Origin of the sequence: Sphingobacterium chungjuense, assembly GCF_011316935.1 — a bacterium.
In the GTDB taxonomy this organism is placed as follows: domain Bacteria; phylum Bacteroidota; class Bacteroidia; order Sphingobacteriales; family Sphingobacteriaceae; genus Sphingobacterium; species Sphingobacterium chungjuense.
The window spans coordinates 103,489-125,116 of the sequence record NZ_WLYS01000007.1 but is presented as its reverse complement, the minus strand read 5'-3'; the positions used below and the strand labels follow the sequence as shown (position 1 = coordinate 125,116).

At 42.1% G+C, this 21,628-nt stretch carries 20 protein-coding genes; 15 read left to right on the top strand and 5 right to left on the bottom strand.

Annotation, left to right across the window (positions count from 1 at the left end):
• The first annotated feature begins 6 nt into the window (after positions 1–6).
• From GKO22_RS15075 to GKO22_RS15060, 4 genes are all read left to right on the top strand, one after another.
• Positions 7–957 (top strand): endonuclease/exonuclease/phosphatase family protein, encoded by a 951-nt coding sequence (locus tag GKO22_RS15075; protein WP_166336474.1) that lies wholly within the window; start codon positions 7–9, stop codon positions 955–957.
• 430 nt (positions 958–1,387) lie between these two features.
• Complete coding sequence (locus GKO22_RS15070) at positions 1,388–1,948, top strand: biliverdin-producing heme oxygenase (protein ID WP_240920328.1); 561 nt, start codon at positions 1,388–1,390, stop codon at positions 1,946–1,948.
• Positions 1,949–2,017: 69 nt separating this feature from the next.
• Positions 2,018–2,251 (top strand): 4a-hydroxytetrahydrobiopterin dehydratase, encoded by a 234-nt coding sequence (locus tag GKO22_RS15065; RefSeq protein ID WP_166336472.1) that lies wholly within the window; start codon positions 2,018–2,020, stop codon positions 2,249–2,251.
• The gene (locus GKO22_RS15060) at positions 2,248–3,309 is read left to right on the top strand and encodes an AI-2E family transporter (protein ID WP_166336470.1); all 1,062 of its coding nucleotides are present in this window, start codon (positions 2,248–2,250) and stop codon (positions 3,307–3,309) included. The genes GKO22_RS15065 and GKO22_RS15060 overlap by 4 nt, the downstream gene beginning before the upstream one ends.
• 36 nt (positions 3,310–3,345) lie before the next feature.
• Here the strand turns inward: GKO22_RS15060 and GKO22_RS15055 are convergent, their stop codons facing one another.
• The 3 genes from GKO22_RS15055 to dnaK form a co-directional block, all read right to left on the bottom strand.
• Positions 3,346–4,488, bottom strand: coding sequence for a BamA/TamA family outer membrane protein (locus GKO22_RS15055; protein ID WP_166336468.1), 1,143 nt, complete (start codon positions 4,486–4,488; stop codon positions 3,346–3,348).
• A gap of 313 nt (positions 4,489–4,801) precedes the next feature.
• Complete coding sequence (locus GKO22_RS15050; RefSeq protein ID WP_166336466.1) at positions 4,802–5,509, bottom strand: hypothetical protein; 708 nt, start codon at positions 5,507–5,509, stop codon at positions 4,802–4,804.
• A gap of 168 nt (positions 5,510–5,677) precedes the next feature.
• The gene (gene dnaK / locus GKO22_RS15045; protein ID WP_166336464.1) at positions 5,678–7,582 is read right to left on the bottom strand and encodes a molecular chaperone DnaK; all 1,905 of its coding nucleotides are present in this window, start codon (positions 7,580–7,582) and stop codon (positions 5,678–5,680) included.
• A gap of 237 nt (positions 7,583–7,819) precedes the next feature.
• Here dnaK and GKO22_RS15040 point away from each other — a divergent pair, with 237 nt between their 5' ends.
• Both GKO22_RS15040 and GKO22_RS15035 read left to right on the top strand, forming a co-directional pair.
• Entirely contained in the window at positions 7,820–8,371 is a 552-nt protein-coding gene (locus tag GKO22_RS15040; protein WP_166336462.1) for a thioredoxin family protein, read from the top strand.
• A gap of 52 nt (positions 8,372–8,423) precedes the next feature.
• A complete protein-coding gene (locus tag GKO22_RS15035) occupies positions 8,424–8,789 on the top strand; it encodes an MmcQ/YjbR family DNA-binding protein (protein ID WP_166336460.1) in 366 nt (121 codons plus the stop codon).
• Positions 8,790–8,836: 47 nt separating this feature from the next.
• Here GKO22_RS15035 and GKO22_RS15030 read toward each other — a convergent pair whose 3' ends face one another.
• Positions 8,837–9,799 carry an isopenicillin N synthase family dioxygenase gene (locus GKO22_RS15030; RefSeq protein ID WP_166336458.1) on the bottom strand — a complete coding sequence of 321 codons (963 nt, stop codon included), beginning with the start codon at positions 9,797–9,799 and terminating at the stop codon, positions 8,837–8,839.
• Between the two features lie 150 nt (positions 9,800–9,949).
• On the opposite strand from GKO22_RS15030, the gene GKO22_RS15025 reads away from it, so the two are divergent.
• The 9 genes from GKO22_RS15025 to abc-f all read left to right on the top strand — a co-directional run bounded on the left by GKO22_RS15025 (position 9,950) and on the right by abc-f (position 20,806).
• Positions 9,950–10,405, top strand: a complete 456-nt coding sequence (locus tag GKO22_RS15025) for a MarR family winged helix-turn-helix transcriptional regulator (protein ID WP_166336456.1) — start codon at positions 9,950–9,952, stop codon at positions 10,403–10,405.
• Positions 10,406–10,459: 54 nt separating this feature from the next.
• Complete coding sequence (locus GKO22_RS15020) at positions 10,460–12,886, top strand: 3-hydroxyacyl-CoA dehydrogenase/enoyl-CoA hydratase family protein (protein ID WP_166336454.1); 2,427 nt, start codon at positions 10,460–10,462, stop codon at positions 12,884–12,886.
• Positions 12,887–12,942: 56 nt separating this feature from the next.
• Complete coding sequence (locus tag GKO22_RS15015; protein ID WP_166336452.1) at positions 12,943–13,284, top strand: four helix bundle protein; 342 nt, start codon at positions 12,943–12,945, stop codon at positions 13,282–13,284.
• A 27-nt stretch (positions 13,285–13,311) separates the two neighbouring features.
• Positions 13,312–14,484, top strand: a complete 1,173-nt coding sequence (locus GKO22_RS15010; RefSeq protein WP_166336450.1) for an acetyl-CoA C-acyltransferase — start codon at positions 13,312–13,314, stop codon at positions 14,482–14,484.
• A 30-nt stretch (positions 14,485–14,514) separates the two neighbouring features.
• The gene (locus GKO22_RS15005; protein ID WP_166336448.1) at positions 14,515–16,296 is read left to right on the top strand and encodes an acyl-CoA dehydrogenase family protein; all 1,782 of its coding nucleotides are present in this window, start codon (positions 14,515–14,517) and stop codon (positions 16,294–16,296) included.
• Positions 16,297–16,504: 208 nt separating this feature from the next.
• Positions 16,505–17,125, top strand: a complete 621-nt coding sequence (locus tag GKO22_RS15000; protein ID WP_166336446.1) for a hypothetical protein — start codon at positions 16,505–16,507, stop codon at positions 17,123–17,125.
• Positions 17,122–17,421 carry a winged helix-turn-helix domain-containing protein gene (locus GKO22_RS14995; RefSeq protein ID WP_166336444.1) on the top strand — a complete coding sequence of 100 codons (300 nt, stop codon included), beginning with the start codon at positions 17,122–17,124 and terminating at the stop codon, positions 17,419–17,421. The genes GKO22_RS15000 and GKO22_RS14995 overlap by 4 nt, the downstream gene beginning before the upstream one ends.
• 51 nt (positions 17,422–17,472) lie before the next feature.
• A complete protein-coding gene (creD, locus tag GKO22_RS14990) occupies positions 17,473–18,990 on the top strand; it encodes a cell envelope integrity protein CreD (protein ID WP_166336442.1) in 1,518 nt (505 codons plus the stop codon).
• Between the two features lie 223 nt (positions 18,991–19,213).
• The gene (gene abc-f / locus GKO22_RS14985) at positions 19,214–20,806 is read left to right on the top strand and encodes a ribosomal protection-like ABC-F family protein (protein WP_166336440.1); all 1,593 of its coding nucleotides are present in this window, start codon (positions 19,214–19,216) and stop codon (positions 20,804–20,806) included.
• A gap of 12 nt (positions 20,807–20,818) precedes the next feature.
• On the opposite strand, the gene GKO22_RS14980 is transcribed toward abc-f, so the two are convergent.
• Positions 20,819–21,496 (bottom strand): TIGR02117 family protein, encoded by a 678-nt coding sequence (locus GKO22_RS14980; RefSeq protein ID WP_166336438.1) that lies wholly within the window; start codon positions 21,494–21,496, stop codon positions 20,819–20,821.
• Between the last annotated feature and the right edge of the window lie 132 nt (positions 21,497–21,628).

Sequence of the window (21,628 nt, the reverse complement as noted above, 5' to 3'; positions counted from 1 at the left end):
AACAGGATGAAAAGTAAACAATGGTTTTCAAACTATAAGATAGTAGGTATTTGGCTATGCCTAATGATAGCCGGATTGGCTACGCAAGCGCAAGATTCCATCGCTCTAAAGGTAGCGAGTTACAATATACGTTACGATAATAAGGGCGATCGCGACGCAGGTAATGCCTGGGAAAACAGGTTGCCAGTTATCGCATCGTTAATTAAATACAACGATTTTGATATATTTGGTTGTCAAGAAGTATTAGCCCATCAATTTGATGATCTAAAGCAGCAGTTGCCTGCATATACCTTCATCGGGGTAGGTCGTGATGATGGCAAGTTAGCTGGAGAGTTTGCTCCGATTGTTTTTAAATCTGATCGTTTTTCTTTGTTAGATTCAGGGGTGATGTGGCTTTCAGAAACACCACACAGACCATCTAAAGGTTGGGATGCAGCTTTGCCTCGAATCTGCACATGGGCACGCTTAGAAGACAACGCCAGCGGCAAGCGATTGTGGTTTTTCAATCTGCACTTGGATCACGTAGGTCTGCAAGCCCGAGAAGAAAGTTGCAAGTTGGTGTTGCAACGTATTCGTAATGTAGTAGGCGATGATGATGTGTTGTGGACCGGTGATTTCAATGTCGATCAACGCAATTCTATTTATCAAATTATACAAGGATCTGGCTATGTCGCCGATGCTTATGAGCAGGCTTCATTACGCTATGCACATAATGGTACTTTCAATGCTTTTGATCCAAACCTCTGGACAGATAGTCGCATTGATCACATTTTTGTGAGTAAAGCTATTTCAGTGAAAAAATATGCTGTATTATTAGACACTTATCGTAGTGCTGCGGGTGATAATGAGGTTAAGAAAGGGGACTTTCCGAGTGAGTTGTCATTTAAAGATTATGAAGCAAGGCTACCTTCAGATCATTTTCCGGTGGTAGCAGAAATTACTATTCCGGTTCGATAAGCAAAGTATAATCTTAAATGTACATCCCCGTTGCAAAGACTTTCTAAAGTTGTCGCAACGGGGATATTTTTTGCGCAATAACGGATAATTTAAGGCCGTTACTAATTAGTGTACTCCAATACAAAAAGTAGTAGGATGATTAAAGCGAGCATAGATATATTGCCCAATATATCGCGAATCGCTTTTGGTTGTCTACTGATAGAATTTTTGATGTTCATAAATCTATTATTTGTTGTACATGTCACCGAGTGGGTATTTTACTGCTTCAGCTTAAAAAATCAGATGTCTAAAAACCGCCGGATGGTACAGGTATGCAAAAAGTAAGCCAAACTGACAATTCTACGTTACGTTCCGGCATACTAGTGGAGATTTACTTTTAAAAAACTAGTATATTGGCGGCAATAGTTTCCAGGAATTAATAGTAATGCATATGATGTTAAATCAATATATAAAAGAGCATACAAAAGAAGCGCACCAAGCATTAGAAGTAATCGTTGTCAAGCAATTGAAGACCATTCGAAGTGAAGAGGATTACGCACGTATTTTGAAAAAATTTTATACCTACTTCTCTTCGATAGAACAGGCTATAAAACCATACATCGAAGATGCGTTGCCCGATTATTCAGAGCGTCGTAATTCCACGCATATCCGTGCCGATATAGAAGCATTAGGTGGGGAAGTAGCTGCGAACACCAAGGCGATAGTGCCATCAATCAACAACGTGCGCGAGGCGATGAGCGCGTTATATGTACTGGAAGGTTCAATCATGGGCGGTCCGTATATTGTTCAAATGCTGAAAAAATATAGGATTACGCAGGGCTTTAGCTTTTTCTCCGGATATGGTGATGAATCAGCTAGTATGTGGCAAAATTTTGTGGATGTACTGAATACAATAGGCAGTGACCCGGATACATTTGCCGATAGTGCAGCTATGGCAAATCAAACCTTTTCGCGTTTTCAGGATGTCCTTATCGAGCCTACAGAACGATAAAGCGGTGTAGATCACAAACAATACAGTACTACATTCTGTTTATCAAGCACGGTTAAACATTTTACTATTATGTGGCAAGAAATCGATCATCAATTGTATCGTAAATTTATATTTGCAAATTTCTCTGAGGCGTTTGCGTTTATGACGCGCGTAGCGCTAATTGCGGAGTCTGCAAATCATCACCCCACTTGGAAAAACACATATAATAAAGTTGAAATCTGGCTGACTACCCACGATAGTGGAGATACAATAACAGATAAAGACCGTCAGGTAGCAAAAGCAATAGATCAATTAGATATATGAAGACGAATCCTACGAAAATGACCGTATTAGGAAGCTTTAATCAAGTGTTAGCTTTCATCGTTTTGTTTTTCCTGATCATGTATTTTGCTAAAGCTTTTCTAGTACCCATTGTGATTAGCGGGCTTATGGGTATGTTGCTCTTGCCCGTATGTCGAAAGCTAGAAGGTTGGAATCTGGGGCGCGGTATTGCTGCCGTCATTTCGGTGCTGGTTACTTTATTAGTCATTGTGGGTGTCCTATATGTGCTTGTCAACGAACTCGTCGGCTTGGGAGCTGAAATGGAATCTATAGGCGAGAAGTTCAATACCATGTTTGCGCATGGCCATAGCTTAGTCTCGGAGCATTTCGACGTGTCGATCTCTAAACAAAAAGAATATCTCCAAGAGCAGGTGGCTACTTGGTCTAGTTCTGCTGGTAAATTGCTTGGTGGTGTATTGTTCTCGGTAGTCACGATTTTAGGAAATCTACTAATCATCACAGTGTACACGATCTTGATGTTGATATACCGTAGAAGAATTAAGAGCTTCGTACTACAGATCGTAGATAAATATGCCGGTCATAATGAGGTCGGTCATACCCAAGAAATCGTCGATAAGATCACTCGTGTATCCAGCCGATATGTTGCTGGTATATTTTTAGTTGTGTTAATCCTTTCGGTCATCTATTTTATCGGATTAACCATTATCGGCATTGAAAATGCGTTGTTCTTCTCCATCATCGCTGCACTTATCAATGTTATTCCGTATATCGGGTCTGTTGCTGGAGGAGGTATTGTTGTCCTTTATACGCTCATTACTAGAGATACACTCAGTATACCTATTATTGTGACGGTATTCTTCACGGTTACTCAACAATTAGATAGTTACGTGCTGACGCCAAAGATTACCGGTGGCCAAGTACAATTAGGTCCACTTTTTACGATCATGGTGTTGTTGTTAGGTGGTATGGTTTGGGGAACAGCAGGTATGGTTTTATTCATTCCCTTGCTTGGTATTTTCAAAGTGATCTTCGACCAAGTAGAAACGCTGAAGCCTTATGGCTATCTGATCGGAGATTGACGACATCTTCGATGCGTTATTCCTACTAGATATATATTAAAAGGCTTCCCCGTTGAAGATATATATATTCGCGCCTTCTCTGGTAAATGCTAGATCAAAGCGTAAATAAATATCCTTCTTTGGAAACAGTAGGAATCGCAAACCAACACCGCCTGCTACACGCGTATTGCGCATTTGGAAAGAACCTAGATCTGGAGCGACATTTCCTACGGAGCCAAATATGGCCGCGCCAAATCGCTTGCTGAAAGAAAAGGGTAGAATGCGATATTCTGCTTGTGCAGCTAGCATAGCTCGATCTCGATATCGACCAAGGTAATAACCGCGCATCAAACGTTCTCCTCCCAATAGTGCTAATTGATTGAAAGGCACTTCTCCATGTACATATTGTCCAGATGCCTGCCAGGCAAATACAGTGTTTTCTTTGACTTTATGGAATGAACGAACATCCAAATTGAAGGAGCCAAAGTCGTGCTCGCTTACAAAACCTCTAATTGTTTTAAGGTAAGCAATTTCACCGAATAGACCTTGTCGTACATTCAATACATTGTGGCGGTTGTCGTATACAAATCCAAATCCCAGTCCCATGTTTCTGACGCCCTCACCTCCTCGAGGAATATCGAATGGTTGACCTTCTTCCGGCTGCTCGAAATTGACACCAGAAAGTAACTGAAAATCGACCTCTGGTCCGGCAAAGAAATTATCAGCCAATTTGCGCAACACCCGTTGCTTGGCAGATATTTGAAAAGCATCTACGGTTGCGGGGTTTTCCTTAGATGTACCTGGCCCGATACCATAATAAGAGAGCGGAAACCGCTGAATCTTTGTTTCACCCAAGAAAAACCATTTATCTTGGTCGCCATATAGCGCATTTTCTAACTGTAAGCCATACTGACCTTTAAAAGTGAAAAACGTAAAAGCTTGCATTTCACTTAAACGATTTAATGTATCGCCATTAGCATAATACAATTTCAACGTTGAAAAACCCAATTCAACGCCAGTTTCCGGAGCACTTGCAAATGTGGGGTATATGGTCAAATTGGCCTTGTCGGCTGCCGTGGTGTCATTGATGATAGAGTTTACGTATCTTCCCACCCAGCCATTGCGGATTTTTTGTGCAAATTGGCCGTGTACGTAACTAGTAAAGAAGAACAACGTTAATAAAAGAGTAATCCTAAGCATCTTGCATTTATATCCTTAAATCTCGAAATAGCTGCTGCTGTGTGGAGCTTTGCGGCAGTCCCTATGTGACATCACCTCTTCCTGCAATTTAATTGCCGAAATGATTATTTCTAAAGAAAAAATCAATTTATTTGATTTTTATTCAAAAATGGTCAAATTAAATGAAATCCTTTCCTTCGACCGTAAAGTTGACTTTTGTATTACAAAAAATGCGGTTGGTACATCCATTTTCTTCATAGAAAAGTGGCCAATCTTTTACGATTGGCCACCTTCTAAAAAAATCTTTCAAAAAACTAACGAGCTATGGTGCGTTTTAATGATTGTGCTCGGCGTGAATCTCGAATCTCAATTCGAGGATGTTTTCACCGGCAAATGTACTGGCATAATCAGATCTATTCCAATCTAAACGGGTAATGTTTTCTTTTACACCAGCCTGTAGTTTACGAAGAATAAATGTCACATCGCGCGAATTCGCTACATTGCTGTGTCCAATACCAAAGTATGATAACAAACCGGTAGTACCTCTGCCACCTAACCCCGTTACTGCTGTGCCATCACCATAAACGGTTTCTCTTGGTTGGAAGATTGCACCACTTTCATCCGTCGTGTTCGAGTTTAAAATATAATCACCGCCCATTAAAAAGGCTTTGTAATTTGCGGCTGCGGCCTCTGTTGCGATAAAATCAGCCGTTACTTCGTGTCCAGTGTGATCCCAAGCTTTTAAATCAATACGATACACTGTTTCCGCATTCAGGTGCAGGTGACCATTAGCTGTCGCTTCTCCTTGTGCGTTGAAAGTGACGACCTGCGCCGTTCCATCTGTCGCACCAGCCAAACCATGAAAATGATCGCCATGTGGGTACACACCCTCTCCGGTAACTTCTGTGAAAGTCAATTCGGCTTTTTGAATACCTTCTTGCACGATATCTACTGGATCTTCGCTGCTACATGAGGTAAAAGAAGCGATGAGCCCGAAAGCAAGAATAGCGCTAAAAAATCTGTTTTGTTTGTTTGTAGTCATAAGTATGATGTTTAGAATTAAATGTCCAAAGTTGATTGTATTTAATGCAACAATGTGGCAAATATAAAACATCATTATTTCAAATGCAATAATGTTGCTAAATAAAAAAGCTCCGGCAGATTTCTCTGTCGGAGCTTTTCAAATTCGCCCAAAGGGCGAGGGGTATGCTTATTTTACTTCTTCAAAATCTACATCCTGAACATCGTCACCACCGCCATTATTGCCGGCTTGACCTGCGTCACTCTGAGGTTGTTGTGCTGAGCCATCTTGAGATGCTTTGTACATGTCTTCCGAGGCAGCATTCCATGCAGTTTGCAATTCTTCAGAAGCGGCGTCGATTGCTGCAAAATCACGTGCAGCATGTGCTGCTTTTAATTTTTCTAAGCCAGCTTCGATCACTGATTTTTTCTCTGCTGGGATTTTGTCACCGTACTCTGTCAACTGTTTTTCGGTAGAGAAAACTAAAGCATCAGCCGCATTGATTTTATCTACTTCTTCTTTCAGTTTTTGATCCGCTTCCGCATTAGCTTCTGCTTCTTGCTTCATTTTTTGGATTTCCTCATCGCTCAAGCCAGAAGAAGCTTCGATACGGATATTTTGTTCTTTACCAGTTGCTTTATCTTTTGCCGAAACTTTGATGATACCATTGGCATCAATATCAAATACCACTTCGATCTGAGGAACTCCACGTGGAGCAGGAGGAATGTCCGTCAATTGGAAACGACCCAATGTACGGTTCTGAGCCGCCATAGGGCGCTCACCTTGCAATACGTGAATCTCTACAGATGGCTGATTGTCTGCTGCGGTAGAGAATACTTCTGACTTCTTAGTAGGAATCGTCGTATTCGCTTCGATTAACTTTGTCAATACGCCGCCCATTGTTTCGATACCCAGTGAAAGCGGCGTTACATCTAACAATAAAACGTCTTTTACCTCACCAGTCAATACACCACCTTGGATTGCTGCACCTAATGCTACAACTTCATCTGGGTTTACACCTTTAGAAGGTTCTTTTCCGAAGAAACTTTTTACCGCTTCTTGAATAGCAGGGATACGAGTAGAACCACCTACTAAGATAATTTCGTCGATATCCGACGTGCTGTAGCCTGCATTTTTCAACGCTGTTTTACAAGGCTCGATCGTACGTTTGATCAAATCATCTGCCAAGCTTTCAAATTTTGCGCGAGACAAAGTGCGCACCAAGTGCTTAGGCCCAGTTGCGTCAGCCGTGATATATGGCAAGTTGATTTCTGTAGAAGAGGTGGATGATAATTCTACTTTTGCTTTTTCAGCCGCTTCCTTCAAGCGCTGTAAAGCCATCGCATCTTTCTTCAAGTCAAATCCGTTGTTCTCATTCGCGAACTCAGAAGCCAACCAATTGATGATCACGTTATCAAAGTCATCACCACCTAAGTGTGTGTCACCATCAGTAGATTTTACTTCAAATACACCATCACCTAACTCTAAAACGGACACGTCATGTGTACCACCACCACAGTCAAATACGACAATTTTCATGTCTTTATTGGCTTTGTCCAAACCGTACGCTAATGCGGCAGCGGTTGGCTCGTTGATGATACGCTCTACTTTAAGACCAGCAACTTCACCCGCTTCTTTCGTAGCTTGGCGTTGTGCATCGTTGAAGTAAGCTGGTACAGTAATTACTGCGCGAGATACTTCTTGTCCTAAGTAATCTTCTGCCGTTTTTTTCATTTTCTGCAAGATCATTGCAGAAATTTCTTGCGGCGTGTATTTACGATCGTCGATCTCTACACGTGGTGTGTTGTTTTCGCCTTTTACCACATTGTATGGTACTTGAGATACTTCTTTTTCGGCTTCGCCGTAAGAAGAGCCCATAAAGCGTTTAATGGAATAAATGGTTTTGTGCGGGTTGGTAATAGCCTGACGTTTTGCAGGATCACCTACCTTGCGCTCTCCACCCTCTACAAATGCAACAACAGATGGCGTAGTACGCTTTCCTTCGTTGTTCGCAATAACCACCGGCTCGTTACCTTCCATTACGGCAACACATGAGTTCGTGGTTCCTAAATCTATACCTATTATTTTTGACATATCTTATTTTGATTTCTCTTGTGCTTAATTTCCTATCCTATATCAACCGTTGTGCCAATGTTTAGAAAGCATTTCTCGCGTCATAATTGGGTACAATATGTCTTATTGATGTCAATTTTGAGTGACATCCTGTCATTTTCGCGACGTTTGATGGCGATAGCGTGGCAAAATTATGACAGTAAGAGCTCGGCAACTGCTGGATAAAATTCCGTAATTTAGCGGCAAATACATTGATTTATGACTTTCGACGAGTATCTGGTACATTTTGGTGACATACTTGCACAACCTGAAAAACACGCTCCTTACGACAATGAGGAATATTTGCAATATGCAAAGATGAATTGGACACGCATGAGCCGCTGGACCAAACGCTTTGAGCCGAGCGATACAATGAAACGCTATGTAGATAGAATTACCGAAGAGCAGCATTGGATCGTGATTACAGAGCCATGGTGTGGTGATGCAGCGCATTCTGTTCCGCAGATCTACCAAATGGTAAAGAACAATCCAAACATAGACTTCGATATACAGCTGCGCGATAGCGAACCGCATTTGATCGATGATTATTTAACTAATGGTGGTAAATCTATCCCTAAATTAATCATCCGCAATGATGTTGGCCATGATAAAGCCGTTTGGGGGCCGCGTCCAGAGCCTTTGCAAGCAATCTTTGATGCGATGAAGGCGGATAATAAACCATTTGAAGAAATAAAAGAAGTGCTTCAAAAATGGTACAATGAGGATAAAGGTGTGGCTATTCAGCGTGAGTTGTTGGCCTTATTCGCATAATACCTTCTTATAATAGACCTCTTTTCTACCAACGATCAAATAATAACGCTATATGAATGTAGAAAGTCTGAGGCTTTATTGCTTGCAAAAGCAAGGTGTGTCAGAAGAGTTGCCTTTTGGTCCTGATACGCTCGTGTTCAAAGTTGGATCAAAGATTTTTCTTTTGGTCGGTTTAGATCAGATTGACGTATTAAGTTTTAATGTGAAATGTGATCCGACAAAAGCGACAGAATTACGAGAATCCTATCCACACACGGTGTTTCCGGGTTTTCATATGAATAAGAAGCATTGGAATACGGTATTTGCGAATAGAGAAGCCAATGATCATTTATTGCAGGAGTGGATCGATCATTCGTATGAATTGGTCTTTCACGGACTGCCGAAGAGACAACAAGATGACATAAAAGAAATGGAGTAGGCCAACACCTACTCCATTTCTTTTATAATACAGCCTATCTATAAAGCTTACATTTTTAAGCCAATTTCGCGAAGGCGTTCATCCAAATATTGTCCTGCGGTGTAATCTTCATACAATTTTGGATATTCTTCCGAAATCGTCGCATCCAAACTCGCCAAACTCATGCTGGATTTAGGATGTAAGAAAAAGGGCACAGAATAGCGGGAAGTTTTCATTAACTCTCGCGGTGGATTTACGACGCGGTGTGTTGTCGATTTCAATTTATTATTAGTCAATCGTTGCAACATATCACCTACGTTGACCACAATATCTTCCCCTTTTGCTTTGATCGGAAACCACTCATTGTCTTTAGTGAGTACTTCCAAGCCATCAGCACTAGCACCAATTAACAAAGTGATCAGGTTGATGTCTTCATGCGCTCCTGCACGAACCGCATCTGGCGAGATCGCATCTGGATTCTCAATCGGGAAGTAATGGATTGCACGTAGAATAGAATTGCCATTAATCACAAAAGACTCAAAGTAATCCTCGTCCAGATTAAGGTAGACAGCAATAGCTTGAAGGATATTTCTGCCGGCATCTTCTAATCGTTTGTACACTTCTGCCGTGACCTCATTAAAGCGTGGCAATTCCGATACGATAATGTTATCTGGAAAATCAGCCTTAGAATATTCTTCACCAACAATAGTTTGTCCGCGTTGCCAGAATTCCTTTAGGTCGGGCGTGTTCGCGTCTTTGGCTTTCTCTTTGCCTTTAGAAGTGTAACCGCGCTGTCCGGCTAACTCTGGAAATTGGTATGCATTTTTGACATCTTCGGGTAAGTCAAAAAAATCTTTGACAACTTTATAAAGCTCGTCGATCAGTGATTGACTTAGCCCATGATTGGCTATAGTTACGAATCCAGTTTCGTTGAATGCTTTGCCAATATCTTGTGAAAACTGTTTGCGCTGCACGTCATTCCCTTCGGTATACTGCAACAAATCTAGCCTAGGTATGTTTATATCTGCCATACGACATGTTTTTAATGATAAACAAAGTTAAATTTTATTGCCGAAATTGCGTCATGCGATTTTTTGCAAATTAAGGAGATAAAAATTTTGGAATATGCTAAACATCTGTTAAATTTGTTATGCTGGCATAGCAATTGTAGATAACTAATTATGAGTCAAGATAACACGATAGATTATTTTTTAAAAGCTTGTTGGCAAAATTTGGCAAATAAATACAACCAAATTGCTGCTCAAGATGGCTTTACTCAAGCAGCTGGTTATATTTTGATCAATATCCATCGAGATGGTACACCTGTATCGCATATTGCCAATTCGACTGGCGTAAAGACGACGAGTTTGTCACGTGTGCTAAACAATTTGGAGAATCTTGGCTTCATATACAGGGAAGCCAGCACGACAGATAAGCGATCCGTTAAGGTATATCTTACCGAGTTGGGTATAGAGAAAAGAAACGTTGCTAAGCATGTGGTTCGGGATTTTAATAACTTTCTGGATGAAGAGCTCACCGCCAAAGAACGGGCTCAGCTCATCAAAACGTTGTTGAAGATCAATGAACTGGTTTCTAAATATGACCCCAAAAGAGAAAATTCAACAGTGAAACTCTAATGCATGCCAGCACCTGCTGGTAGCAATTACATAATAAATCTAAAATAAGATGATATGAAAAAAAATATCAAAAAGGTAGCCGTGTTAGGTTCGGGCGTAATGGGCTCTCGAATCGCATGTCACTTTGCAAATATTGGTGTAGAAGTGCTCCTTCTGGATATCGTCCCCAAAGAGCTTCTGCCTCAAGAAGAATCAAAGGGACTGAGTCTGGATAGCAAGGCGGTAAGAAACCGAATTGTCAATACATCCTTAGATACGGCACTCAAAACAAATCCCTCCCCCATATACAGTAAGCGCTTCGCTAACCGCATCACCACTGGAAACTTCGAAGATAATATGAAAGATATCGCGCACGCTGACTGGGTGATCGAAGTAGTCGTGGAGCGTTTAGATATCAAAAAAACGGTATTTGATCAAGTCGAAAAATACCGCAAAGAAGGCACGTTGGTAACTTCTAATACGTCAGGTATACCAATTCACCTGATGGCAGAAGGTCGCAGCGAGGATTTCAAAAAGAATTTCTGTGGTACGCACTTCTTTAATCCTCCGCGTTATTTGGAGCTCTTTGAAATCATCCCAACGGAGCATACTGATCCTTCTGTGATTGATTTTCTAACTTATTTTGGCGATAAGCTGTTGGGAAAAACCGTTGTGTTGTGTAAAGATACACCGGCTTTCATCGGAAATCGTATTGGTGTGTATTCCATGTTAGCGCTTACGCATCTGATCGAACAGTTAGGCCTCACCGTAGAAGAAGTAGATAAATATACGGGGCCAGCAATGGGACATCCCAAATCGGCAACCTTCCGTACGGCAGATGTGGTCGGTTTGGACACATTAGTCAATGTGGCCAACGGATTAACCGAGAATGCACCAAACGATGAAGCCAAAGGCGTATTTCAGCTGCCTTCATACATCAGCCAGATGGCGGAAAAGAAATGGCTCGGCGAAAAAACAAAACAAGGTTTTTATAAAAAGGTAAAAGACGATAAAGGAAATTCTAATATCCTGTCGCTAAACCTGAAAACTTTAGAGTACGGCGAACAACAAAAGGTGAAATCGAGTACGCTGGAAGCCACGAAACCTGTAGAAGATATTCGTAAACGCATGAAGGTGTACGAACAAGGTACAGATAAAGCCGCCGAATTATTCCGCGCGATGCATTATCCTTTGTTCGAATATGTTTCTAATCGCGTACCAGAAATTACAGACGATTTCTATCGTATCGACGATGCCATGCGTGCCGGCTTTGGCTGGGAATTAGGCCCATTCGAGGTTTGGGATGCTTTAGGTGTGCGCAAAACCATCGAAAAAATTAAGAGCGAAGAGAAACGTCTGCCAGGCCAGTCTGGTCAAGTAGCTGCATGGGTGCACGAGATGCTCGAAGCTGGTCATGAGCATTTTTATAAAGTAGTTGACGGTGTCAAAAACTATTACGACATCCAATCGAAATCTTACAAAGCAATTCCAGGTGCCGAAGATCTAATCGTATTAGATAATATTCGCGACAAGCATACCATTTGGAAAAACTCTGGTGTAACGATCACCGACTTAGGTGATGGTATTATCAACTGTGAGTTTCATACTAAGATGAATACCATCGGTGGCGATGTTATTCAAGGAGTCAACAAAGCGATTGATCTTGCAGAGCAAGAATACCGTGGTATGGTGATTACCAATGACGGCAAAAACTTCTCTGCTGGTGCAAACATTGGCATGATCTTCATGATGGCGGTCGAGCAAGATTATGATGAGTTGAATATGGCCATTCGCATGTTCCAAAATACAGCCATGCGCTTACGTTATTCTTCTATCCCCGTAGTTGTTGCACCATTTCAGCTCGCGCTAGGCGGCGGCTGTGAGTTTTCGATGCACGCCGACTTTGTACAATTGCATGCTGAAACCTATATGGGCTTGGTAGAATTTGGAGTCGGTGTCATCCCAGGTGGTGGCGGTTCCAAAGAATTTGCTTTACGCGCTTCAGACGAATTCAAAGAAGATCAGATCACGCAAAATACGTTGAAAGAGCGCTTCTTGACCGTTGGGCAGGCAAAAGTATCAACTTCTGCCGTAGAAGCATACGAACTCGGTTACTTGCAAAAAGGAAAGTTCGCGATTACCATGAATAGAAAGCGCCTTTTAGCAGACGCCAAGGCGAAAGCGTTGGAGTTAGCTAATGAAGGTTATTTGCAACCAGCGCAACGTAAGGATATCAAGGTACTTGGAAAGCAAGGTCTCGGAATAGTTTATGCCGGATCGGCTTCTATGCAGGCTGGGAATTACATTTCCGAGCACGATAAGAAGATCTCCGAAAAATTAGGTTGGGTGATGTGTGGCGGTGATCTGTCGGCACCAACAGAAGTTTCCGAGCAGTACCTATTAGATATCGAACGAAAAGCCTTTTTGGAATTGTGTGCCGAGCGCAAAACTTTAGAACGCATTCAGCATATGTTGACGAAAGGTAAGCCGTTGAGGAATTAAGAAATAGATTATAAGTATTGAGTAATTAGTATTTAGACTGTGCACCATTATTGAGAATGGAAACTTTGGCAAAAAGTATGGATACCGTATCTGAGCTTTACAGGCTCACAGAAAAGTTCCCTACAAGCGAAAGATTTAATCTCATTAATCAAATAAACAGAGCTGCAGTCTCCATTCCATCAAATATTGCGGAAGGAGCTGGTCGAAATTCTGACAAAGATTTTTTACGCTTTCTGGCCATAGCACACGCGTCTATGTACGAAGTCGAAACACAATTAATTATATCAAAAAATTTGGGTTATATATCAGAAATGGAATTAAATCGAATGAGCGACATGCTGGCTGAACGGCGAAAGATCAGTTATGTATTCCAACAGAAATTAAGGTCTAAATTCTAATATCTAACTGCTAAAATCAAAAAAATCATGGAAGCATATATTATAGCAGGTTATCGTACAGCAGTAGGGAAAGCGCCTAGAGGCGTATTTCGTTTCATGCGCGCAGACGAGTTGGCTAGTGAAGTGATCCAACACATGGTGTCTACCATTCCGAACTTGAATGTAGAACAGATAGACGATGTGATCGTGGGTAATGCAACACCCGAAGCCGAGCAAGGGCTCAACATTGCCCGAATGATTTCCCTGATGGGATTGAATACAGACAAAGTGCCGGGCGTAACAGTAAACAGATACTGTGCTTCGGGTTTGGATACGATCGCAACGGCAGTCGCTAAGATAAAATCAGGAATGGCTGATTGTATCATTGCTGGCGGTGTCGAAGTCATGTCGGGAATGCCCATGGGCGGTTGGAAGTTGGCACCAAATCCCAAAGTAGCCAAAGAAAATCCAGATTGGTACTGGGGTATGGGATTGACAGCAGAAGCTGTGGCCAAAGAATACAAAGTGTCACGTGAAGACCAAGATATCTTTGCTTTAGAGTCGCATAAAAAGGCCGTAGAAGCGATCAAGAATGGAAACTTAAAAGACGGTGTGTTGCCGATTAAGGTAACCGAGAATTATTTTAAAGATGATAAAATCGCATCGCGAGATTACGTAGTAGATACCGATGAGGGCCCACGTGCAGATACTTCCTTGGAAGTGTTGAACAAACTAAGACCCGTATTTGCAGCAGATGGCGTCGTTACTGCCGGAAATTCTTCGCAAACCTCCGATGGCGCTGCATTTGTGCTAGTAGTTTCTGAAGCGAAACTGAAGGAATTGAATGTAGAGCCGATTGCTCGATTAGTGAGCTACGGCGTGGCGGGTGTACCCCCACGCATTATGGGGATTGGTCCGATCGAAGCCATTCCAAAGGCATTGAAAATGGCCGGCTTGAAAAAAGAAGATATTGATTTGATCGAACTCAACGAGGCTTTTGCTTCGCAATCGTTGACAGTCATTCGCGAGCTAGATCTAGATACAAGCAAGATCAATGTCAATGGCGGAGCTATCGCTCTAGGGCATCCACTGGGTTGTACTGGAGCAAAATTAACCGTGCAAGTACTACATGAATTAAAACGCCGTCAAGGCAAATACGGTATGGTTACGATGTGTGTGGGTTCAGGACAGGGAGCTGCCGGAATTTTCGAGCTGCTGTAAAATTAAGTTTCAAAAGTAAATATTAGAGATATGAGCAATAAAGCAATAAAAGGCGGAGAATTCGTGATCCGCGAAACATCTTATCAAGATGTCTTCATCCCGGAAGAGTTCGATGAAGAAGCGAAAATGATACGTCAGACCTGCCTTGACTTTTTGGATTCGGAGGTTTTGAATAACCTAGATCGTATCGATAAGCAAGAAGAAGGTATCATGCAAGGATTGCTAGACAAAGCGGGAGAATTGGGTTTGCTTGGTGTATCTATTCCAGAACAATATGGCGGTTTTGGCAAAAACTTCAACACGTCTATGCTGGTAACAGATGCAGTAGGTGGCGGTCACAGCTTTGCTGTCGCACTTTCTGCGCACACTGGTATTGGTACATTGCCCATTTTGTACTATGGAAATGATACACAAAAAGATAAATATATTCCTAAGCTGACGACTGGCGAATGGAAAGCAGCTTATTGTCTTACTGAACCCAACTCTGGTTCGGATGCCAACTCCGGCCGCACCTCCGCCAAATTAAATCCGGAAGGCACGCACTACATCCTGAACGGACAGAAAATGTGGATCACCAATGGTGGTTTTGCTGATATCTTCATTGTTTTCGCCAAGATTGACGATGATAAGAACTTAACGGCTTTTATCGTAGAGCGTGAATTTGGAGGCATCACCATGAATCCAGAGGAACACAAACTAGGAATCAAAGGTTCTTCCACACGCCAAGTATTTTTTAATGATTGCGCCGTGCCGGTAGAGAATTTGCTCTCGGAACGCGAAAACGGATTTAAGATCGCGGTAAACATTCTGAATATCGGTCGTATCAAGTTAGGAGCAGCGACTATCGGATCGTCTCGTTCCGTTATCAATGCCTCTGTTCGCTACGCAAATGAACGAATTCAATTTAATTTGCCTATCTCAAAATTTGGTGCAATCCGTTACAAACTGGCAGAAATGGCTACTCGCTTATACGCCAATGAAAGTGCTGCTTACCGCGCCGGACAAAATATTGATGATGCGTATGATGCATTAATTGCAGAGGGTGTAGACGAAGCCAAAGCAAAATTGAAATCGGTAGAACAATTTGCGATAGAATGTGCTATCATCAAAGTATGGTGTTCAGAAATGCTGGATTACGTGGTAGACGAAGGCGTGCAAATTTACGGCGGTATGGGCTATTCAGCAGATGCGCCAATGGAAAGAGCCTATCGCGATGCACGGATCAACCGTATTTTTGAAGGGACAAACGAAGTCAATCGTCTTTTAGTCGTCGACATGCTATTAAAGCGTGCCATGAAAGGCGAAATCGATTTGATGGGCCCAGCTACGGCGGTAGCCAATGAATTGATGGCGATTCCAGATTTTGGAGCAGAAGACGAGGCGCCATTCGCAGCTGAAAAGAAAATCATTGCTAATTTGAAAAAAGCCGGTCTGCTAGTGGCGGGTGCTGCGGTTCAAAAGCTGATGATGTCTCTGTCGAAAGAACAAGAGATTCTGATGAACATCGCCGACATTATAGGATATGTGTATGTGGCGGAATCCGTGTTGCTTCGTGTCGAAAAAGTATACCATACCCAAGGCGAAGAAGCCGCTGCATTACCAACGGACATGGCGCGTGTATATCTTCACTCGGTGCTAGACAAAGTACAAGTTGCCGGTAAAGAAGCTTTAAATTCGTTCGGAGAAGGTGATGAATTGCGCATGATGTTAGTCGGATTGAAGCGTTTTACAAAAGCCGAACCATTTAATGTCAAAGAAGCACGTCAACGTATCGCGCGCAAACTAATCGATGATAATAAATACAGCTTTTAGCTGTGTATACCATTAAATAGCACACACTAATAATTAGAATACCCAATGGTGAGCTCCCTGTTTCAGGGAGCTTTTTTGTTGGAAGACTTGGCCGATGTGATCTTCACATCATGTTCCATAATCAATCATTCATTAACAACATGGAAAAACGAACAAAAATTTTAAAATACAAAATCTTTTATTTTACTTTGAATATCAAAGTACTTTTATGAAAGACAATCATTTGATAGAAGAACTCGGAAATATCCGAAAGCTGATGGAGAAATCATCCAAATTTGTCTCCATTAGTGGACTTTCTGGGGTATTAGTCGGCATCTACGCGCTACTTGGGGCGGCGTATGGCTATATCACGGTTTATGGTTTTAAGAGCCAGTTTGGATACCGCGATTTTTACGTAACAGATGAGGCGGTTATTGACAAATTGGTGATTGCTGCCATTGTTGTGCTGTTTGCAGCTTTGCTGACTGGTTATCTGATGGCTCAACGCAAAGCTAAAATCAATCGGCAATCCATTTGGAATATTACGAGTAAAAATCTGTTGTTTGCTGTTGCCGTGCCATTAGTGACAGGCGGGATTGTTTCTATTGTATTAATCAACAGGGGGGCGTACAGTATGATCGCATCGATGTTGTTGATATTTTATGGTCTTGCGCTCACTTCTGGTAGTGTGTATACATTCAAAGAAGTGCGTTATCTTGGAATATTGGAAGTCATCTTAGGTATATTTGCGCTAGCGATTCCTGGTTATGGAGTTTGGTTTTGGGCGATAGGATTTGGAGTATTGCATATCATTTATGGCTTGATCGTTCACTATAAATACGAAAAGTGAGTTTAGATTTATCATTATATGACAAGATTTTTGAGAACCGTGTTCGTCTGCAAATCATGAGCGTGCTCATGGCGAATGAGGAATATGATTTCAGTTCGCTTAAAGATTTGCTGGACGTGACTGATGGCAATCTAGCGTCCAATCTGAAGGCATTAGAGAAGGAGCAATACATTGAAGTCTACAAATCTTTTGTGGATCGGAAACCCAATACCCGTTATAAAAAAACGGCGAAGGGCAAATCTGCTTTTGAAAAGCACTTATCGGCCTTGGAAAAATTAATCAATCACGTAAAATAATTTTTTTTATACATCAACTTTGAAAAACAAAGTACTTTTAAATAATTTGAAATGGAAACAAATCATCAGCAACCGGTTCAGGCGAGTACGCCTTCCTTTTTTAAACAATTAATTAATTCAATGATCTTCAAGATGTTCACGATCTTGGTGTTGGTTTTATTTTTATTAATCCCATTGAATTGGATAGACGATTTGATTCGCGAGCGCAAATATCGGGAGAATGCAGTTACCGAAGATATAGTCGCCAAATGGGGGAATGAGCAAGTGGTATCTGGTCCCATCATCGCTATACCGCTAGATTACCGAGCGGGAAGTACTGTTTTTGATAAGGATAATAAACCTCTACAAACATTCTCTACCGAAAGAGAATGGATATTTCTACTCCCTACTCAATTGCATATCGATGGTTCGGTACAACCGGAAGAGCTAAAACGCGGCATTTACAAATCCGTAGTATACAATACGACATTGAAAATGAAAGGAGCTTTCGATTCTCTAAATATGGAGGAAGTTGATGCGAAAGGTGGCGTTATACAATGGGCCGAAGCTAAATTAGTAGTCGGAATAACCGATTTTAAAGGACTGTTGTCTTACCCAGCATTGTCTTGGGATGGGGTAAAATCTCAGATGACCAATTCTGATAATTCCTTTAACCTATTTGCGGAAAATCTGGTCGCTGATCTTGCGTTAAGTTCAGCAGAAGGCACGAAGCAAAATTTTGATATTGAACTGCAGTTGCGAGGGGCGAAGTCGTTAAACTTTTTTCCACTGGCTAATCAGACCGATATCCAAGTTTCGGGTGACTGGGCAGATCCAAGTTTTAACGGCGGGTTTTTGCCCGAAGATCGCGAGGTGACGGATCAAGGATTTGCAGCCAATTGGCGCATTCCCAATTTTAGTCGGAAGTTTCCACAGCAATGGCAAGGTTCCAATGGCAACCGTATGTATATCTACTCTGGGATGAATACCAGCGGCGATGAGTATTACGACGCAGCTACGACTGTGGAGTATGCCGCTTCTGAAACATCCAACAAAGGCACGAACATAGAACCGGCGACCGACAATGACTTGGTTCAGATTCAGTTTTTGCGTAAAGTCAACGAGTATCAAAAAATTACACGGGTGGCAAAGTATGGTGCTTTGGTTATTTTTCTGACTTTTGCGGCCTTAGTGCTAACCGAGATTATCAAAAAGCAGCGTATCCATATCATTCAGTATGTTTTGATTGGTGTTGCAGTAGTTTTATTCTATTCTTTGTTATTGGCTGTTAGTGAGCATTTGGGATTCAACTTGGCTTACTTAGTCGCCGCGATGGCCACGGTTTTATTGATAGCATCGTTTGTGCATTTACTGACCAAGAGATTGGGAATAGCCCTCGGATTTGGCGCAATATTATCCAGCTTCTATGCATTTATTTATTTCTTAATGCAGTTACAAGATCATTCATTGATCGTTGGTACCATCGGTGTATTCCTTATTCTGGCGGTATTGATGCGGTTTTCGGCGCGTATCAACTGGTATAGTTTGGACAATACAAATGCCAAAAACGGTTTGAATTCGGACAAATAGTTTTACAATATTACCATCAGTCGTCTGCACGGAGGCTGATGGTAATATTCGTATACAGAACGCCATTCTTATCATGAAATTTGGTTCATTCGAAATATTTTTGCTACTCTTGTACTTTATCCACTAAAAGAAAGACCATGTAATTCATAATTTCTGCCTACATACTGATGAATTAATAGGCGCGATTTATCGTCGCATTTGCTTATCCAGTAAACAAGAAATTATGCTCGAATTACAAAATATCACTTATATCCTGCCGAATGGCAGTATGCTGCTTTCCGCAGCGAATCTTACCTTACATGCTCGACAAAAAATAGGTATTGTTGGCAAAAATGGCGCCGGCAAGTCCACGTTGTTTCGGTTAATTGCTGGAGAAATCAGGCCACAGGAAGGCCAGATTATCCGAACGGCTAATAGCGTGTACACCGTTCCTCAACATTTCGGACAATTCGACCAACTAACGGTGGCTCAGGCATTAGGCGTAGATAACAAGATCACCGCGTTGCACGCGATACTCGCTGGTGATGCGGATGAGAAGCATTATGAGGTCTTGCAAGATGATTGGACCATTGAAGAGCAATGCGCACAAGCATTAGCACGATGGAAATTGGCGCCAGAAATAATGAATGTCCATATGCATCGTCTTAGTGGCGGAGAGAAAACTAAAATATTTCTAGCAGGAATAGCGATTTCTGAACCCGACTTGGTATTGCTCGATGAGCCCACCAATCACCTCGATCAATGGGCGCGAGAGCAATTGTATACCGAAGTGCAACGATCCAACAGTTGCTGGGCGATTATTAGTCATGATCGCGTAATGCTTGACAAAATGGAGCGGATCATTGAGTTGGAAGCAGGCACGTTAACCAGTTATACTGGTAACTATGCGCATTATCGAGCGCAGCGTGATGTGCAAGCGGAAATACTGCAGCAGAATATCGAACAGCAGCAAAAAGAATTACGCAAAGCAAAGGTGGTGCAACGGAAATCGCTTGAGCGGCAACAGCGCAGCGATGCGCGCGGACAACAAAAGCAGGAGCGAGCAGGCGTTTCGCGGATCATGATGAATACGCTCAGAAACAAAGCGGAGCACAGCACCTCAAAAACAAAAGAAGTTCATGCAGATAAGATCGATCGCTTGCAGGGTTCACTACGTGAATTACGTGCCGATCGTGTCGATAACTTTGCTATCAAAGTAGCATTCGATCGGGCAAATATGCATACGGGCAAGCTACTTTTCGAAGGGAAGCAGCTGCAGGTGCGGTACAATAATAATCCACTTTGGCCTGATCATGGAATCGATCTTCGCATCTTAAGTGGAGATCGATTCCATATTCATGGTAGGAATGGATCGGGAAAATCAAGTTTGGTGAAGCTATTACTTGGTGAACGAGAGCCCGATAGCGGACAGGTTTATCGAGCGGAAAGTCGCATCTTGTATTTGGATCAAGATTATGGCGCTATTAATCTAATGGATAGTGTGTTAGAGCAGGCGCAGTCTTGCAATCGCCATGGCTTGGAAGAGCATGAGGTGAAAACTTTGTTAGCGCGACATTTATTCTATGAAGATGATTGGGCGAAGCCCGGAAGTGTTTTAAGCGGTGGTGAATGCATGCGATTGTTGCTTTGCCAGATGGCCATTCGGCAAGAAGCGCCCGATATCCTCGTACTGGATGAGCCTACGAACAACCTCGATCTGTTTAGTTTGGAAATTCTGACCAATGCCATTCGAGATTATCAAGGGACGTTGGTTGTCGTGTCACACGACGCATCCTTCGTCGATGAATTGGGAATTACAGAGACGCTAGCACTTTAAGCGTAGTAGATGCTATCTGGAGTAATGATAAAAAATACCTTTGTCAAATGGCGTCCATAAACTGGCTCGTTGATCGCAAGCTTTCAAGGCATTATTTGTCCAGGTATTGCAGGTGTAGAATAGATTATAACGACCTTTAGCCTCATAAAATGTGTCATTGCTGCCGTACTGTGCATCAGTGTCAATCCGTACGAAATTGCCCTGCTGGTCTTGGTGAAAACTCGTCTGGATATAGTCGATCAGCTTTTTGTATTCCGCTTTGCTGATCAATATTTTTTTACAATTCTCGCCTTCGACGAGTGGGTGAAGAAAGGTCACATGCATGGCGGATGATCCGCGTGCGAATGCGGCATTAAAAGCAACGCTGAATTGGAGATCTGACCAATTGGGCGTTTCCAAATAAAAACCCTTGTCACCCCAGCCAAAACCCACTAATTGTGCCGTGGTATCGTTGCCCTTGGTGTCTTCATACTTTACGTGTCTGCTCCAATCCATTGCGTCGGATTTCACCGGAACGACAATGTCGGTATGTACGCCGTTGGATAAAATATAAATGGTGACTTCCTCTTTGGAAAATGCATTTTTGTTGACCGCTATTATTGACAGACAAAAAGCGGCTAAAAGGTATAGAAGTACTATTCCAATCAATATGGCTAAGATAAGACCGGCTATTTTTATGATGCGTATCATTGTTGGTATTCCAATTATTTAAATAATCGCTAACGGCTTTGAGTAAAAAATGCCAAACCATTTTAGTCAGCACAAGATAAACCATCGCAATAGAATTTTACGCTGCTAGTGTAAAATAAAATGCCCGAGCGG

Bases quoted from the DNA above. Each gene is read 5' to 3' on its own strand.
- GKO22_RS15075 (WP_166336474.1), top strand. From the start codon at position 7: ATGAAAAGTAAACAATGGTTTTCAAACTATAAGATAGTAGGTATTTGG.
- GKO22_RS15070 (WP_240920328.1), top strand. From the start codon at position 1,388: ATGATGTTAAATCAATATATAAAAGAGCATACAAAAGAAGCGCACCAA.
- GKO22_RS15065 (WP_166336472.1), top strand. From the start codon at position 2,018: ATGTGGCAAGAAATCGATCATCAATTGTATCGTAAATTTATATTTGCA.
- GKO22_RS15060 (WP_166336470.1), top strand. From the start codon at position 2,248: ATGAAGACGAATCCTACGAAAATGACCGTATTAGGAAGCTTTAATCAA.
- GKO22_RS15055 (WP_166336468.1), bottom strand. From the start codon at position 4,488: ATGCTTAGGATTACTCTTTTATTAACGTTGTTCTTCTTTACTAGTTAC.
- GKO22_RS15050 (WP_166336466.1), bottom strand. From the start codon at position 5,509: ATGACTACAAACAAACAAAACAGATTTTTTAGCGCTATTCTTGCTTTC.
- dnaK (WP_166336464.1), bottom strand. From the start codon at position 7,582: ATGTCAAAAATAATAGGTATAGATTTAGGAACCACGAACTCATGTGTT.
- GKO22_RS15040 (WP_166336462.1), top strand. From the start codon at position 7,820: ATGACTTTCGACGAGTATCTGGTACATTTTGGTGACATACTTGCACAA.
- GKO22_RS15035 (WP_166336460.1), top strand. From the start codon at position 8,424: ATGAATGTAGAAAGTCTGAGGCTTTATTGCTTGCAAAAGCAAGGTGTG.
- GKO22_RS15030 (WP_166336458.1), bottom strand. From the start codon at position 9,799: ATGGCAGATATAAACATACCTAGGCTAGATTTGTTGCAGTATACCGAA.
- GKO22_RS15025 (WP_166336456.1), top strand. From the start codon at position 9,950: ATGAGTCAAGATAACACGATAGATTATTTTTTAAAAGCTTGTTGGCAA.
- GKO22_RS15020 (WP_166336454.1), top strand. From the start codon at position 10,460: ATGAAAAAAAATATCAAAAAGGTAGCCGTGTTAGGTTCGGGCGTAATG.
- GKO22_RS15015 (WP_166336452.1), top strand. From the start codon at position 12,943: ATGGAAACTTTGGCAAAAAGTATGGATACCGTATCTGAGCTTTACAGG.
- GKO22_RS15010 (WP_166336450.1), top strand. From the start codon at position 13,312: ATGGAAGCATATATTATAGCAGGTTATCGTACAGCAGTAGGGAAAGCG.
- GKO22_RS15005 (WP_166336448.1), top strand. From the start codon at position 14,515: ATGAGCAATAAAGCAATAAAAGGCGGAGAATTCGTGATCCGCGAAACA.
- GKO22_RS15000 (WP_166336446.1), top strand. From the start codon at position 16,505: ATGAAAGACAATCATTTGATAGAAGAACTCGGAAATATCCGAAAGCTG.
- creD (WP_166336442.1), top strand. From the start codon at position 17,473: ATGGAAACAAATCATCAGCAACCGGTTCAGGCGAGTACGCCTTCCTTT.
- abc-f (WP_166336440.1), top strand. From the start codon at position 19,214: ATGCTCGAATTACAAAATATCACTTATATCCTGCCGAATGGCAGTATG.
- GKO22_RS14980 (WP_166336438.1), bottom strand. From the start codon at position 21,496: ATGATACGCATCATAAAAATAGCCGGTCTTATCTTAGCCATATTGATT.